The 14,473-nt window shown below is 68.6% G+C and carries 16 protein-coding genes; 1 reads left to right on the top strand and 15 read right to left on the bottom strand.

Going from position 1 to position 14,473, the window contains the following annotated elements; translation table 11 throughout:
- The first annotated feature begins 66 nt into the window (after positions 1-66).
- A complete protein-coding gene (locus ACT535_RS01760; RefSeq protein ID WP_476363141.1) occupies positions 67-846 on the top strand; it encodes an FCD domain-containing protein in 780 nt (259 codons plus the stop codon).
- Here the strand turns inward: ACT535_RS01760 and ACT535_RS01755 are convergent.
- From ACT535_RS01755 to ACT535_RS01685, 15 genes are all read right to left on the bottom strand, one after another.
- A complete protein-coding gene (locus tag ACT535_RS01755) occupies positions 843-1,472 on the bottom strand; it encodes a 2-dehydro-3-deoxy-6-phosphogalactonate aldolase (protein ID WP_476363140.1) in 630 nt (209 codons plus the stop codon). The two genes, ACT535_RS01760 and ACT535_RS01755, sit on opposite strands and share 4 nt — an antisense overlap.
- 17 nt (positions 1,473-1,489) lie before the next feature.
- Entirely contained in the window at positions 1,490-2,395 is a 906-nt protein-coding gene (locus ACT535_RS01750; protein ID WP_476363139.1) for a 2-dehydro-3-deoxygalactonokinase, read from the bottom strand.
- 5 nt (positions 2,396-2,400) lie between these two features.
- A complete protein-coding gene (locus ACT535_RS01745) occupies positions 2,401-3,129 on the bottom strand; it encodes an amino acid ABC transporter ATP-binding protein (protein ID WP_394029262.1) in 729 nt (242 codons plus the stop codon).
- A gap of 208 nt (positions 3,130-3,337) precedes the next feature.
- Positions 3,338-4,153, bottom strand: a complete 816-nt coding sequence (locus tag ACT535_RS01740; RefSeq protein ID WP_168457075.1) for a transporter substrate-binding domain-containing protein — start codon at positions 4,151-4,153, stop codon at positions 3,338-3,340.
- A 63-nt stretch (positions 4,154-4,216) separates the two neighbouring features.
- On the bottom strand, positions 4,217-4,870 hold the full coding sequence (locus ACT535_RS01735; RefSeq protein WP_476363138.1) for an amino acid ABC transporter permease: 654 nt from the start codon (positions 4,868-4,870) through the stop codon (positions 4,217-4,219).
- Between the two features lie 13 nt (positions 4,871-4,883).
- Positions 4,884-5,558 carry an amino acid ABC transporter permease gene (locus ACT535_RS01730; protein WP_168456996.1) on the bottom strand — a complete coding sequence of 225 codons (675 nt, stop codon included), beginning with the start codon at positions 5,556-5,558 and terminating at the stop codon, positions 4,884-4,886.
- Complete coding sequence (locus tag ACT535_RS01725; protein WP_476363137.1) at positions 5,555-6,688, bottom strand: LacI family DNA-binding transcriptional regulator; 1,134 nt, start codon at positions 6,686-6,688, stop codon at positions 5,555-5,557. Before ACT535_RS01725 ends, ACT535_RS01730 begins: the two co-directional genes overlap by 4 nt.
- A 152-nt stretch (positions 6,689-6,840) precedes the next feature.
- Positions 6,841-7,317, bottom strand: coding sequence for a transcription elongation factor GreA (gene greA / locus ACT535_RS01720; protein WP_476363136.1), 477 nt, complete (start codon positions 7,315-7,317; stop codon positions 6,841-6,843).
- Between the two features lie 119 nt (positions 7,318-7,436).
- Positions 7,437-7,931, bottom strand: coding sequence for a heme-binding protein (locus ACT535_RS01715; protein WP_168456994.1), 495 nt, complete (start codon positions 7,929-7,931; stop codon positions 7,437-7,439).
- A 108-nt stretch (positions 7,932-8,039) separates the two neighbouring features.
- Positions 8,040-8,672 (bottom strand): response regulator transcription factor, encoded by a 633-nt coding sequence (locus tag ACT535_RS01710; RefSeq protein ID WP_476326626.1) that lies wholly within the window; start codon positions 8,670-8,672, stop codon positions 8,040-8,042.
- Positions 8,669-10,246: a sensor histidine kinase gene (locus ACT535_RS01705; protein ID WP_476363135.1), complete on the bottom strand. Its 1,578-nt coding sequence runs from the start codon at positions 10,244-10,246 to the stop codon at positions 8,669-8,671. Before ACT535_RS01705 ends, ACT535_RS01710 begins: the two co-directional genes overlap by 4 nt.
- A gap of 155 nt (positions 10,247-10,401) precedes the next feature.
- Positions 10,402-11,310: a LysR substrate-binding domain-containing protein gene (locus ACT535_RS01700; RefSeq protein ID WP_476363134.1), complete on the bottom strand. Its 909-nt coding sequence runs from the start codon at positions 11,308-11,310 to the stop codon at positions 10,402-10,404.
- Between the two features lie 38 nt (positions 11,311-11,348).
- Positions 11,349-12,938: an alkyl hydroperoxide reductase subunit F gene (gene ahpF / locus ACT535_RS01695; protein ID WP_476363133.1), complete on the bottom strand. Its 1,590-nt coding sequence runs from the start codon at positions 12,936-12,938 to the stop codon at positions 11,349-11,351.
- A gap of 167 nt (positions 12,939-13,105) precedes the next feature.
- On the bottom strand, positions 13,106-13,669 hold the full coding sequence (gene ahpC / locus ACT535_RS01690) for an alkyl hydroperoxide reductase subunit C (protein ID WP_024279157.1): 564 nt from the start codon (positions 13,667-13,669) through the stop codon (positions 13,106-13,108).
- A 313-nt stretch (positions 13,670-13,982) separates the two neighbouring features.
- Positions 13,983-14,432 (bottom strand): MarR family winged helix-turn-helix transcriptional regulator, encoded by a 450-nt coding sequence (locus ACT535_RS01685; protein WP_476363978.1) that lies wholly within the window; start codon positions 14,430-14,432, stop codon positions 13,983-13,985.
- Positions 14,433-14,473 lie beyond the last annotated feature (41 nt).

Genomic DNA, 14,473 nt, shown 5'->3' with positions numbered 1-14,473 from the left:
TGGGGCGAGCCGGCGGGTCCGGCGCGCCCCGCGTCATCTGATCGGACCAAGGCAGGCAACTCACCCATGGCGTCGCCCCCCTCCCCCTCCTCAGCGCAGCGCGTGGCCGACCGGATCGAGCTGGCGATCGAGGCGCTGATCGAGGACCGCGGCCTTGCCGTGGGCGACCGGCTTCCCTCCGAGCGTGCCCTTTCCGAAATGCTCGGGGCCTCGCGCAACACCCTGCGCGAAGCGCTGATGCGTCTTGGCGCGCGGGGGCGGATCACCCTCCGCAGGGGCGGCAACATCATCACCGAGCCGACCCAGCCTCGACGGACCACCACCATCGCCGATCCGCTTGCCTCGGTGGTCGCTGGCAATCCCGGCTTCGGCCAGGACGTTCTGGAAGTGCGCCGGGGACTGGAGGGGCAGGCCGCCTACCATGCCGCGCTCCGGGCGACGCCGGACGATCTCGACGCCATCCGGCGCTGTCTCGACAAGCTTGCGGCCTATCACGAGAAGGGCGAGGCGGTGGCCGAGGCCCGCGCCGACGCCGCCTTCCACCTCGCCATCGCCGATGCCTCGCACAATGCGGTGCTGCGCTCCGTCATGTCGAGCATGTTCGGACTGCTCCAGAGCAGCATCTCCGAAAGCCTCGACAAGCTCTACATCGTGCCGCGCACCTATGAGCGGCTGTGCGCACAGCATCAGGCGCTGATGGACGCCATCGCCGCCGGCGATGCCGATGCAGCCCGCCGCGCCTCCGACGATCATCTCGCCTTCGTGCAGCAGACCATCCGCACCATCGACGAGGAACGCGCCCGGCGGGAACGTGCGGACACCCTGCGCCGGACGGCGGGAATTTAGCGGCCGAACACCTCACGCCCCACCGCCACCAGCGCGTGGGCGTCGGCTGCGATGGCTTCCACCGCCTTGCCCGGCTTGAACAGGGCCGAGCCGATGCCGAAGCCTTCCGCGCCGGCGGCGCGGTAGGCGGCCATGTTGGTGGTGTCGATGCCACCCACGGGCAGGAGCGGGATGTCGGTGAGCACCGCGCGCCACGCCTTCACGAGATGGGGCGGGATGCCCTCGGCCGGGAACAGCTTCAGCGCATCGGCTCCCGCGGCGCGGGCGGCGAAGGCTTCGGTGGGGGTGGCGACGCCGGGGGTGCAGACGAGGCCGGCGGCCTTGGCAGCGCGGATCACGGCGAGGTCCGCATGGGGCATGACGATGAGCCGGCCACCCGCCGCCTTCACCGCGTCGACATCCTCCGGCGTGAGCACCGTTCCGGCGCCGATCAGCGCGCGGTCGCCGAAGGCGTCGGCGAGGATGCGGATGGAGTCCAGCGGCTGGGGCGAATTGAGCGGCACCTCGATGATGGTGAAACCCGCCCCCACCAGCGCCGCGCCGATGTCCAGCGCGTCCTCCGGCTTCAGGCCGCGCAGGATGGCGACCAGGGGGCAGGCGGCAAGGGCGTCCTTGAAGGTGGGCATCGGTCGCACTCCTGAAATCAGATGAAGCCGGCGGCTTTCGCCACCGCATGCTGTCCGGCCGGGCCGCAGCCTTCCGGCGCGCGGGCATGGGGCAGACCGAGAAGGGTCGCGGCTTCGGCATAGCGCGCCGCGAGCGCCGGGTTGGCCACCAGCGTGAATGGCTCGCCGGCGGAGGCGTCGCGCAGTTCGGCGCCGATCAGAAGGCCGGAGAGCATGTCCGCGCTGTCAGCGCCGTCGAGCCGCCCGGTGAGGCCGAGCGCGCGCAGGGAGAACAGCCGGCCGAGCAGCGCGCCCGGCCCTTCGAGTTCCGCCGCTGCTGCCACACCCCGGTGGAAGCCTTCGGCGGAAAAGACGCCCTCCTCCATCATGCGGCCGAGGATGGTATGGCCCCTGAGCGCGGCGAACACCTCGCCCGTCATGTAGGTGGCGAAGGTGGTGATGCGGCCCGCTTCCACCCGCACCCATTTGGAATGGGTGCCGGGTAGCACGAACAGGCCGTCCACGAGTCCGAGGCGCGCGAGGGCTCCGAGCACCTCCACCTCCTCGCCGCGGATCACGTCGGGCGCGTTGTCGTCGTCCTTCAGCACGCCCGGCACGATGGCGATGCGGCCGAAGCCGGGCTGGGCCGGCACCTCCGCGAGGGCAGCGGCAAGATCGGGAAGGCCGGCGGGGCAGCGCGCATAGGGCGCTTCCACCCAGCCTTGGCGGCTCCCCACCATGCCGGAGAGTAGAACCGGCAGCGGGCCATGGTCGCGCGCCCAGTCGCCGGCGATGGCGGCCAGCACCTCGGGAAAGCTCGCGCCGCCCAGCGCCATGATGCCCTGCCCGCTCGCCCGGCTGGCGATCACCTCGCCGTCAGCCGCCATGAGATAGGCCCGGAGCGAGGAGGTGCCCCAGTCACAGGTGATGAGCGCGGGCGTCATTGGCGTCAGTGGTGCAGGATCTGGCCGAGGAAGGTCCGCGTGCGCTCGCTCTTCGGGTTGGCGAAGAAGGTGGCGGGGGGCCCCTCCTCCACGATCTCGCCCTTGTCCATGAAGATCACCCGGTCGGCCACCTGCCGCGCGAAGCCCATTTCGTGGGTCACGCAGATCATGGTCATGCCGTCCTGGGCGAGGGAAATCATGGTGTCGAGCACCTCCTTCACCATCTCGGGGTCGAGGGCGGAGGTGGGCTCGTCGAACAGCATCACCTTGGGCGTCATGCACAGCGCGCGGGCGATGGCCACGCGCTGCTGCTGGCCGCCGGAGAGCTGGCCGGGATACTTGTTCGCCTGCTCGGGAATGCGCACGCGCTCCAGATATTTCATGGCGATGGCCTCGGCCTCCCTGGGCGCGAGGCCGCGCACCTTGCGGGGCGCCAGCGTGCAGTTCTGCAGCACGGTGAGGTGCGGAAACAGGTTGAAGCTCTGGAACACCATGCCCACCTCGGCGCGCACCTTGTCGAGCCCGCGCGAGGATTTGCCGACTTCGGTGCCATCCACCACGATCTCGCCGCCCTGGTGATGCTCCAGCGCGTTGATGCAGCGGATGAGGGTGGACTTGCCGGAGCCCGACGGCCCGCAGATCACGATGCGCTCGCCCGAGCGCACGTCGAGGTTCACGGCCTTCAGGGCGTGGTAGGTGCCGTAATATTTCTCGACGCCCGCCATGCGGATCATGACCGGGCGCGCGTCGCCGGCGGGCGTGCTGTCGCTGGGTGCGGGAGTGAGCATGGCTAGGCCCTTCTCGTGTCTGTTCCGTTATGGCCTGACGTGTGCGCCAATGGTGGCGCAGCCAACGTTTCGCCGGCTGCGCCGAACTTCCCTCTGGACCCCGGATCGGCGCTCCACCTGCGGTGTCGCTGGTCCGGGGAACAGGGCCCGTTCCTCAGAACGTCGGCATCACCGGCAGCGGCTCCTTGAACCACTTCTGGTTGATGGCGTCGAGTTCGCCATTGTTCTTCACGAAATAGAGGAAGGTATTGATCCACTGCAGGAAGTCAGTGGAGCCGCGGCGCACGGTGATGCCGTTGTACTGGCTGCGCAGGGTGATCTTCTTCTCGATGCCCATGTCCGGATTGGCCTGGGCGATGTTGGCGCCGATGAGGTTGTTGGCGCCGAGCAGGTCCACCTGGCCGGAGAGGAAGGCCTGCACGGCCGTCGCGTCGTCGTCGAAGCGCATGATGGTGGCGCCCTTCGGCACGGCAGCGGTGAGCGCGGTATCCTGGGTGGAGGCGCGGGCCACGGCGATCTTCTTGCCCACCGTCTGGTCGAGGCTCTTGATCTCGGTCTTCTTGGGACCGATCAGCTGGATCTCGATGGTGGAATAGGGGATGGAGAACATCACCTGCTTGGCGCGCTCGGGGGTGATGCCGAACACCGCGATGAGCACGTCCACCTTGTTGGTGAGCAGGTACGGGATGCGGTTCGGCCCGGTCACCGGCACCAATTCCACCTCAACGCCGAGATACTTGCCCATGAGGCGGGCGACGTCGGCATCATAGCCTTCCGGCTTGCCCTGGGTGTCGAGCAGGCCGAACGGGGCGACGTCCACCAGCATGCCGACGGTGAGCTTCTTCTTCGACAGGATGTCGTCGATGCTCTGCGCCGAGGCGCCGTGGGAGAGGCCGGTGGCGGCCAGCGCCGCGAGGCCCAGCGCCGCGACGGCGCCGCGCGCGCTCTTCAGAATGGTGCCGAAAGTCATCGTCTCTTCCTCCGTCTGCGCCGCCTCCGGGGCGGCCTTTGTCTTGAGGGTCAACCTGAACCGTCACCGGGACACGGTGCCGAAACGCTTTTCGAGGTGGCGGGCGTAGAGCGAGAGCGGCCAGCACAGAGCGAAGTAGATCGCCGCGACGATGCCGAACACGAGGAACGGCCGGAAGGTCGCATTGTTCACGATCTGCCCGGCGCGGGTCAGCTCCACGAAGCCGATGATGGAGGCGAGCGACGTGCTCTTCACCAGCATCACCAGGAAGCCGACCGTGGGCGCCACCGCGATCTTCGCCGCCTGCGGCAGGATGATCTCGCGCATCCGCGTCACGTAATGCAGGCCCAGCGCTGTGGAGGCCTCCCACTGGCCCTTCGGGATGGCCTGGATGCAACCCCGCCAGATCTCGCCGAGGAAGGCGGCGGCGTTCAGCGTGAGGCCGATGGCGGCTGCGGCCAGCGGGTCCACCGAGGCGCCCACCATGGTGGCGCCGAAGAAAACGAGAAAGAGCTGCATCAGCAGCGGCGTGCCCTGGAAGACCAGGATGTAGGCCCCGGCCGTCGCCCGCAGCCACTGCCACGGGGCGGTCCGTGCGAGGGCGACCAGCAGGCCCAGTGCCGCACCGCCCGCGAAGGCGATGGCCGAGAGCAGCAGCGTCCAGCGCACGGCGGAGATGAGGAAGAGGAATTCGGCGGAGGTGAACTGGCGGATCATGTCGCTCCCCTCCTCAACGCGCGGCGTCGGTGCGCGCGAACACCGCGCGATAGATGAGCGCAAAGGCGCCGGCGAACATCAGCGACATGGCGAAATACATGCCCGTCACCACGATGTAGATCTCGAACGAGCGAAAGGTCTGCGATTGCAGGTTGTTCGCCACCGCCGTCAGTTCCTCTGCCGAGATGGCGGAGACGACCGAGGAGGTGAGCATCAGCAAAATGAACTGGCTGGTGAGGGACGGGTAGATCGCCTTCAGCGCCGGGAACAGCACCACATAAAGGAAGATCTGCAGCCGCTTGAGGCCGAGCGCCAGCCCGGCCTCGATCTGGCCCCGGTGAATGGTCTCAATGCCCGCGCGCACGATCTCGGTGCAATAGGCGCCGGCGTTGATGACCATGGCGAGGAGCGCCGCCTCGTTGGCATCGAGCCGCACGCCGGCACGCGGCAGGCCGAAGAAGATGATGAAGATCTGCACCAGGAAGGGCGTGTTGCGGATCACTTCCACATACACGTCCACAAGCCAGCGGATCGGGCGCGGCCCCTGTGTCTTGCCCAGGGCGCAGATCACCGCCACGAGAAGGCCGAGGATCATGGCAAGGCCGGAAAGGCGGATCGTCAGCCACGCGCCGAGCAGCAGCTCGGGCCAGGCGTTGAAGACGTCTCCGAACTGGAAGACGTAGGTCATCTTGCGCCTCCTGTCGGGCGATGGGCAGCCTTCCCCGCTCCGCACGACTGGCGGATGACGAGACGCGGCGGAACGATGATCTCTTCCCGCGGGCGGTCGGGATGGGCGATGCGGCGCAGCAGCAGCCGCGCGGCCTCGCGCCCGACCACGCGGGGATCGGTGGTGAAGGTGGTGAGCGCGGGGCGGTGCAGGCCCGCCTCGTCCACGTCGTCGCAGCCCACCACGGCCACGTCCCGGCCCGGCACGAGGCCGCGCTCGTCGAGGGCGAGCATGACGCCCAGGGCCACCACGTCGTTGTAGCAGACGATGGCCGAGGGGATTTCCCCCTTGGCCAGAAGCTCGCGCGCGGCGGCGTAGCCGGAGGAGCGCTCGATGACCGCGCAGGGCACCACCGGCCCGCTCTTCAGCTTGTGGCGGCGCAGCGCGCGGTGGAAGCCGGCCATGCGCTCGGCGAGCGGCGCGATGCGCCGAACGCCGCCGATGAAGGCGATGTTGCGATGCCCGAGGGCAATCAGATGCTCGGTGATGAGCTCCATGCCGGCGCCGTAGTCCGGGCCGACATAATCGGCGGGAAAGCCCTCCACGCGGCGCTGCGCGAGGACGCAGGGCATGCGCGCGCAGGCCCCCTCCTCCAGCGCGTCGGCGCGGGTGTTCTCGGATGCCACCACCACCAGCCCGTCGACGCCGTGCTCCTGCATCCGCACCAGCACGTCACGCTGGCGGGCGGCATCCTCGGCGGCGTTGCCGATGAAGGCCATGTAGCCCTCGGTGCCCAGCACTTCATCGATGCCGGCGGTGAACTGGGCGAAGTTGGGGGTGATGATCTCGCAGAGCACGAGGCCCACGGTGCGCGAGGCGCCCGAGCGCAAATTGGCGGCGCTGCGATTGTAGACGTAGCCGAGGCCGGCCATGGCCTCCTCGACCTTGGTGCGGGTCTCCGCCTTCACCAGCGGGCTCTTGCGCAGGACGAGGGAGACCGTGGCGCGGGAGACGCCGGCATGGGCCGCCACATCCTTCAGCCGCACCCGGAGGCCACCGGCGAGCGGCGCCTCGTCCGGCACACCGGCCGGCTCGGCAGCATCGCGGGCGGCCGGCGAGCGGCGGCCCTGTGGCCCCTTGGCACCCTCCACGCGCAGCCTCCTTGCCGGTAACGGGTTCTTAACGAACCTCTCGACGGCCCTTGTCTAGGAGAAGGCGCGGGGTGCGGTCAACGAAAATTTAGATCGATCTAAATGCTGCGCCGCAACGCTCCCGGCTGGCGAGCCGGAGCGTTGCGGGACCCTCAGGCGATGGCGACGACTTCCACCTCACGGCCCGCCACCATGGCCACATCCCCCACCGCCTTGCCCATCACGGCGGCGGCGAGGGGCGAGACATAGGACACCGAGCCCTTGGCGGGATCGGCCTCGTCCTCGCCGACGATGCGGAAGGTCTGGCGGCGGCCGTCCTCGCGGTCGAGGGTCACCGTGGTGCCGAACTGGACGGTCTCGGGATGGGGCGGGGTCTCGATGAGCTGGGCGGTGGCCCGGCGGGCACCGTAATAGCGCAGGTCGCGGGTGGCGCGGGCCATGGCCATGCGGTCGGCCTGCACGTCACCCATCTGCGCCTCGCCGTAAGCGGCGCGCGCCTCGGCCAGCGCCGCATCGAGCGCCGCAAGGCCGCTCGCCGTCACGAGGTTCGGATGCGGCGAGACGGGCCGGTCCGGCAGGTCGGCGGCGGTGGCTTCGAGGTCGTTCTCACGCGTGAAGGCGACGGACATTTAAAACGCAAATCCCGGAGCTTGAGGCATCATCCCCCTGAGACAGGAGGATCATTGACCTAAGCATCCGGGATCAGGCTTTCAACCGGCTCCCGCCGCTCGGCGACGGGAGGCTCCGCTCACTTGAGCTGGGATTCGACCTTGGCGATGGCAGCGAGCGCGCAGGCCTCGTCGAGGTTGCCGCCCGGGGCGCCGCCGATGCCCACCGCACCGATGGTCTCGTTGCCCACCTTCACCGGCACGCCTCCACCCAGCACCAGGAAACCGTCGATGGCCACGAGCTGCGCAGAGGCGGGGTTTTTCTGCACATTCTCGACGATCACCGTGGTCGGGGTGCGGGTGGAGGCGGAGGTGAAGGCCTTGCGGCGCGCCGCCTCGACCGTGTGCGGGCCGGCATTGTCGGCACGGGCGAAGGCCCTCAGGACGCCGGCGCGGTCCACCACCGCCACCGACACGTTGTAGCCCTGCGCCGCGCAGGCCGCGACACCCTCGCGGGCGATGTCGAGGGCGATCGCCAGCGGCATGTTCCGCTCCTGCAGCGCCTGCGCCGCGACGGGGCCGGCGAGCGTGACGAACGTGACGGAGGCAGCGGCGGCGAGGAGGAGGCGGTTCATTATTGGCCCTTTCCCTGGGGTCTCGGCCATTCGGCCGGATTCTTCTGCGCCGGGCGATGGCGCAGAGCCTGTCTAGGCCAGGGTTGGAGCCGCCTTGAATCCGTCGCCTCACCGGGCGGGATCGGTAGAACTACCGAGCACGCGGGCGTTGAGCGTTGCGTTGAGCGTCATGCGCACGAAATCCGCCACGGAGGAGGTGCCGAGCTTTTCCGCGATGTTCGCCCGGTGGGCGTCGATGGTGCGCGGCGAAACGCTGAGCGCGGCGGCGATTTCCTTGCTCGCCCAGCCACGGCACACCATGTCCAGCACCTCCCGCTCGCGCTCGGTGAGGCTGGCGAGGAGGGAGGCCGCCTCGCGCCGTTCCATGAGCGCGTCAAGGGCGCGGGCCGCAGTGCCGAGGGCATCGAGCAGCACCTGTTCGTCCACCGGCTTGGTGAGGAAGTCCACCACGCCTGCGCGGAACGCCCGGCGGCAGGCGTTGACGTCGCCGTGGCCGGTAATCATCACCGCCGGCCAGTCGATGCCGCGGGCGGCGAGCTTCTCCTTGAGCTGGATGCCGGAGATCATGGGCATCCTGAGGTCGAGCAGGAGGCAGCCGGGGCGCTCCGGGTCCACATGGGCGAGGAACGTCTCGGGATCGGCAAAGGCCTCCACCGTCATGCCGTAGGTGGAGAGCAGCAGCGCCAGCGCCTGCCGCACGGCCGCATCGTCGTCGACGAGATAGATGCGGGGAGCGCTCACTGCGCCGCCAGCCGGCGTTCCGGAAGGGCCGGGAGGCTGATGAGGAAGGAGGCGCCCTCCCCCGGCCGGGCCTCGGCCTCGATGGCGCCGCCCGCACGCTCCACCAGGGTGGCGCAAAGGGAGAGGCCAAGCCCCATGCCCTCACTCTTGGTGGTGAAGAAGGGCTCGAACAGGCGCGGCATCACATCCGCCGAAATGCCCTTGCCGGTGTCGCTGACGCGGATCGCCACCGTCTCGCCGGCGTCGAAGGTGCGGATCAGGATGCGCTTGTCCGACCCATCACGCTCCTCGAGGCTGTCGGCCGCATTGCGGATGAGGTTGTGCAGCACCTGCTCCAGCTCCACCGGGTCCGCGTTCGCAAGGGGCATGGGCCGCTCCAGGTCCAGCTCCAGCGTGATGCCGCGGCGGGAGAGGTCGGCGCGGGCGAGGGTCGCTGCGTCTTCCACCACGTTGCTGATGTCCACGGGCGTGCGCTCGCTGGTGCGGCGGGCGATGTAGTCGCGCATCCGGCGCAGGATCTCGCCCGCCCGGCGCGCCTCCCGCACGTTGGCGTCGAGCGCCTCGGAGAGCCGCGCGGGGTCGCCGTCGGGACCGGACAGGCGCAGCGCCGCCTGGCTCTGGCTCAGGAGAGCCGTCAGCGGCTGGGTGAGTTCGTGGGCGATGCCGGAGGCGAGTTCGCCCAGCGAATTGACCCGCGCGGCATGGGCGAGCTGGGTTTCGCGCTCCAGAAGGCGGCTGCGCTCCTCCGCCAGCGCGGCGAGCTGCTGGGAATGGCGCGCCTCGTGCCGCTGGATCAGCGTGTAGCGTCCGGCGAACAGGGCGAGCAGCGAGACCAGCGCGAAGGCCGCGACGGGCCCGGGGGCGACGGCCTTGTAGAAGGAGACCGAGCGCTCGATGCCGAGATTCACCGGCTGGGTGGTGCTGTCGGCGGGGCGGGTGAAGGCGAGCGTGGCGAAGGCGCCGGGATCGGCAACAGGCGGCTGGCCGGTCAGCGCATAAGGTCCGAGGCCCATGCTGATGTGATCGCTGGAGAGCCGCTCATCCGGCGTCAGGAGGCCGTTGGGGTCGATCTCCAGGATGATGGCGAGGCGCCGGCTGTTGCCGGCGCGCTTGCCGAGAAAATAATGCTCGGGATGGGCGGGATCGACATAATAGCGCGCCTCGCCCGCCCTCTGGCCAAACGCGAGGTGCGCGAAGGCGGGCATTGGCATGCCCTCGCTCTCGACAGGCACGGCAACCACCGTCTCGATGGCCTGCTCGTCCGTCATCTCCAGAACCCGGATGGAGAGAATGCGCTTGTAATAGCGCATGATGCCCGTGGCGACCTGCCGGATCGTTTCCGCCGGCGGCGGATCGGTCGCCTGCACGAGCGCGGCGAGGCTGGTGAGGTGGGCGTCGTGCTGCGCGACGCGCTGCGAGAGAAGCCGGTGCAGGGCGACGCCCTCGGCTTCCACTTCCGCATCGGCGCGCGAAAGGTTGCTCCGGATCATCAGCATCGCGAAGACCGCGACGAGACCGACCCAGACCACGAGGAGGGCAGCGACGGACCTGAGGGCAAAGGTACGCCGGATCACTGCTTCGACCTCCCTCCCCCCGGGGGCTGATTTGCCGGCTCGAACTTGAACGTTTTAGCACCGGTCGAGGGGCGCGAAAATCGAGGAAAGCTGTGCGCGCGGAAATTTCAACGCACCCGGCATGGGTTGCCCCAACGGCCGTGGCCGGAGTCCGCTCAGTGGCGCAGGGTCAGCAGGTCGTCCGGCAGGCCGCGGCAGATGTCGGCAACCTGATGCAGCAGCTGCCCCAGCGCCGAGGTCTTGCGCCAGAGCAGCGCGATCTGCCGGCTGGGGCGGGAATCCGAGAAGGCCAGGAGGTGGATGTTCTGCGCCGGCGGCACCGGGTTACGCGTCGCCAGCATGGGCAGGAGCGTGATGCCGACGCCCGCCGCCACCATCTGGCGTAGCGTCTCGAGGCTGGTGGCGCGGAACTCGGACTTCTCCCGCGCGCCGGACTGGTGGCACACATCCAGCGCCTGGTCGCGCAGGCAGTGCCCCTCCTCCAGCAGCATCAGATTCTGCCCCGCCAGCTCCGCCACGCCCAAAGTGTCGCGCCGGGCGAGGCTGTGCGTGCCGGGTACGGCAAGGAGAAACGGCTCCTCGAACAGGAACTCGCTGTGGAAATGGGTGTCATGCACCGGCAGCGCGAGGAAGGCGGCGTCGAGCGTACCGAGGTTCAGTCGCTGGATGAGGTTGGCGCTCTTCTCCTCGAAGAGCAGCAGCTCCAGCTCAGGAAACCGCTGGCGGATGAGCGGCACCACATGGGGGAGGAGGTAGGGTCCGAGTGTCGGGAACACGCCCAGCTTCAGCGCGCCGCCCTCCGCATGGCGGCTGCGGCGCGCCGCTTCCTTCAGTTGGTCCACCTCGGTGAGGATACGCCGCGCCCGCTCCACGGCATCGCGGCCGGCGGGGGTGAGCATGGCCTTGCGCGGCGTGCGCTCGATGAGCGCGACGCCCAGTTCCTCCTCCAGCTTGCGGATCTGGGTGGAGAGCGTGGGCTGGCTGACGCTGCACAGCTCCGCCGCGCGGCGGAAGCTGCGGGTGTCGGCGAGGGCGAGGAGATATTGCAGCTCGCGCAGGGTCATGATGCCCGCCCCGCCGCCGGTCCGGTCAGGCGGCCCAATCAGGCGGCCTTCACGGCCGCCTCCTTGTCCTCGGCGGGGGCGCTGGTGCGGATCAGGTGATCGAAGGCGGAGAGCGAGGCCTTCGCCCCTTCGCCCAGCGCGATCACGATCTGCTTGTAGGGCACGGTCGTGCAGTCGCCGGCCGCGAACACGCCGTGCACCGAGGTCTGGCCGTGGGCATCCACGACGATCTCGCCGCGCGGGGAGAGGTCCACCACGCCCTTCAGCCATTCGGTGTTGGGCAGGAGGCCGATCTGCACGAAGATCCCTTCCAGCTCCACCTTGTTGATTTCGCCGGTGTTGCGGTTCTCGTAGGTGAGGCCCGACACCTTCTGTCCGTCGCCGAGCACCTCGGTGGTGCGGGCGGAGGTCAGGATGGTGACATTGTTGAGGCTCTTCAGCTTGCGCTGGAGCACCTCGTCGGCGCGCAGCGCGCTGTCGAACTCGATCAGCGTGACGTGAGCCACGATGCCGGCGAGGTCGATGGCCGCTTCCACGCCGGAATTGCCGCCGCCAATGACCGCCACGCGCTTGCCCTTGAACAGCGGGCCGTCGCAATGGGGGCAGTAGGCCACGCCCTTGTTGCGATAGGCGTCCTCACCGGGCACGTTCATCTGCCGCCAGCGGGCGCCGGTGGCGAGGATGACGGTGCGCGAGCGCAGGCTGGCGCCGTTGGCGAATTCCACCTCCACCACGTCCTTGCCGGGGACGAGCTTGACGGCGCGCTGGAGGTTCAGGATGTCCACCTCATACTCGCGCACGTGCTGCTCCAGCGCGGCGGCGAGCTTCGGCCCCTCGGTGTAGGGAACGGAGATGAAGTTCTCGATGGCCATGGTGTCCAGCACCTGCCCGCCGAAGCGCTCGGCAGCAACGCCGGTGCGGATGCCCTTGCGGGCGGCGTAGATGGCGGCCGTGGCGCCGGCCGGGCCACCGCCCACCACCAGCACGTCGAAGCGGTTCATCTCGCCCATGCGCTTGGCATCGCGGGCGGCCGCGCCGGTGTCGAGCTTGGCGACGATCTCCTCGATGCCCATGCGGCCCTGTCCGAAGACCTCGCCGTTGAGATAGACGGTGGGCACGCTCATCACCTGCCGCGCGTCCACTTCCGCCTGGAACAGGGCGCCATCGATGGCCACATGCTTCACGCGCGGGTTCAGCACGGCCATGAGGTTCAGGGCCTGCACCACGTCCGGGCAATTCTGGCAGGACTGGGAGAAATAGGTCTCGAACACGAAGTCGCCGTCGAGCGCCTTCACCTGCTCGATCACCGCTTCCTCCACCTTGGGCGGATAGCCGCCCACCTGCAGCAGCGCCAGCACGAGGGAGGTGAATTCGTGGCCCATGGGCAGGCCGGCGAAGGTGAGGGAAATGTCCTGGCCGGGGCTCGACAAGGAGAAGGACGGGACACGCGCGCCCGGCTCCTGGTGCTCCCGCACGGTGATCTTGTCGGAGAGTTCGGCGATGTCGGCCAGAAGCGCGCTCATTTCCTGCGACTTCGGCCCGCCATCCACCGCGGCGGTGATTTCGACGGGACGGACCACGCGCTCCAGATAAGCCTTGAGCTGGGTCTTCATGGCAGCATCGAGCATCGCAATCCTCCGGCAGAAAAACGCGCCGGATCCATGAGCCGGCGGGGTACAAAAGGGCCACGTCCGCCGCTGGCCAAAGGCTGCGGCGGACGGTCGGGGCGCCTCCCTTTCGGGAGCCGGTGGGGCCTCAAGGCAAAAGCCTCAAGGCCGGATCGGGGTTGAAAACCTCAGATCTTGCCGACGAGATCGAGGGAGGGCGCCAGCGTCTTCTCGCCTTCCTGCCACTTGGCAGGGCAGACCTCGCCAGGATGGGAGGCGACGTACTGGGCAGCCTTGATCTTCCGCAACAGGTCGGCGGCGTCACGGCCGATGCCCTCGGCGGTGACTTCCACGGCCTGGATGACGCCGTTCGGGTCCACCACGAAGGTGCCGCGGTCGGCGAGGCCCTGGCCTTCGCGCATCACGCCGAAGTTGTTGGTGATGACGCCCGCCGGGTCGCCGAGCATGGTGTACTTCACCTTGCCGATGGTCTCGGAGGAATCGTGCCAGGCCTTGTGGGTGAAGTGGGTGTCGGTGGAGACCGAGTAGATCTCGACGCCGAGCTTCTGGAACTCGCCATAGTGATCGGCCAGATCGCCCAACTCGGTCGGGCAGACGAAGGTGAAGTCGGCCGGATAGAAGAAGAAGACGGCCCACTTGCCGGCGAGATCGGTGTCCGAAACCTGGATGAACTTGCCGTCCTTGAAAGCCTGCGTCGTGAAAGGCTTGATCTTAGTATTGACGAGCGACATGGCAATTCCTCGATGGGGTGTTTGCGCTGCGACGGGCCGGAGCCATCGCAGTGCAACATATGGGGCTCGATGCCATAAGTGAAATAGATAAGTTCTGCGATATCGATAGTTTTACTCTATCAATTTGTCGGCCCCGCGCCTGATTTCGCGCGCGAAACAAGAGGTTGGCAGGTGTTCGGCCAATGGCTCGGCTGACGTTGATGCGCTGCGACAGAAGCGCGCATTTTACCATTGGGAAGGTCGCACGCAGCCGTCCGCGCGCCCCAGCGGCGCGCGGGTCGAATCCCTTTCTTTCGGGAAGATCGAGGCGGGGCTAGCGCAGCCGGTCCAGCAGCTTCAGCAGCATCGCCCGTTCGGCGGCATCCAGCGGCGCGAGCGTTTCCTCGGTGATGGCGAAGGCGTTCACGCTGGCGCGCGCCACGGCCTCCTCGCCGGTGGAGGTGAGCACCACCACCAGCAGTCGGCCGTCCTCGGTGTCCGGCCGTGTCTCCACGAATCCACGGCGCACGAGGCGGTCCACCACGCCCTTGATGGTGGCGGCATCCATGGCGGTCAGTCGACCGAGCAGATTCTGCGAGCAGGGGCCGGTCTCGGCGAGCTTCGACAGGGCCGCCCACTGAGTCATCGTGAGGTCGTCGCCGATACGCGCGGCGAAGATGGCGGCATGGCGCTGGCCCACCTGCCGCAGGATGAAGCCCACCTGCTCGTCCAGCACATAGGGCGTATTCGCCCGCGTGCGCCGCACCGGGCGGCGCACCTGCATGGGAGGGGTGGCTTTGGGCGGCGCAGCCTTCTCCGGCGCGG

The organism is Xanthobacter sp. DMC12 (genome assembly GCF_056314105.1).
This window is presented reverse-complemented; position numbering and strand designations above follow the sequence as displayed.

Coding starts and splice junctions, on each gene's coding strand:
- ACT535_RS01760 (WP_476363141.1), top strand. CDS start 67: ATGGCGTCGCCCCCCTCCCCCTCCTCAGCGCAGCGCGTGGCCGACCGG.
- ACT535_RS01755 (WP_476363140.1), bottom strand. CDS start 1,472: ATGCCCACCTTCAAGGACGCCCTTGCCGCCTGCCCCCTGGTCGCCATC.
- ACT535_RS01750 (WP_476363139.1), bottom strand. CDS start 2,395: ATGACGCCCGCGCTCATCACCTGTGACTGGGGCACCTCCTCGCTCCGG.
- ACT535_RS01745 (WP_394029262.1), bottom strand. CDS start 3,129: ATGATCCGCATGGCGGGCGTCGAGAAATATTACGGCACCTACCACGCC.
- ACT535_RS01740 (WP_168457075.1), bottom strand. CDS start 4,153: ATGACTTTCGGCACCATTCTGAAGAGCGCGCGCGGCGCCGTCGCGGCG.
- ACT535_RS01735 (WP_476363138.1), bottom strand. CDS start 4,870: ATGATCCGCCAGTTCACCTCCGCCGAATTCCTCTTCCTCATCTCCGCC.
- ACT535_RS01730 (WP_168456996.1), bottom strand. CDS start 5,558: ATGACCTACGTCTTCCAGTTCGGAGACGTCTTCAACGCCTGGCCCGAG.
- greA (WP_476363136.1), bottom strand. CDS start 7,317: ATGTCCGTCGCCTTCACGCGTGAGAACGACCTCGAAGCCACCGCCGCC.
- ACT535_RS01715 (WP_168456994.1), bottom strand. CDS start 7,931: ATGAACCGCCTCCTCCTCGCCGCCGCTGCCTCCGTCACGTTCGTCACG.
- ACT535_RS01700 (WP_476363134.1), bottom strand. CDS start 11,310: ATGACCCTGCGCGAGCTGCAATATCTCCTCGCCCTCGCCGACACCCGC.
- ahpF (WP_476363133.1), bottom strand. CDS start 12,938: ATGCTCGATGCTGCCATGAAGACCCAGCTCAAGGCTTATCTGGAGCGC.
- ahpC (WP_024279157.1), bottom strand. CDS start 13,669: ATGTCGCTCGTCAATACTAAGATCAAGCCTTTCACGACGCAGGCTTTC.
- ACT535_RS01685 (WP_476363978.1), bottom strand. CDS start 14,432: ATGCAGGTGCGCCGCCCGGTGCGGCGCACGCGGGCGAATACGCCCTAT.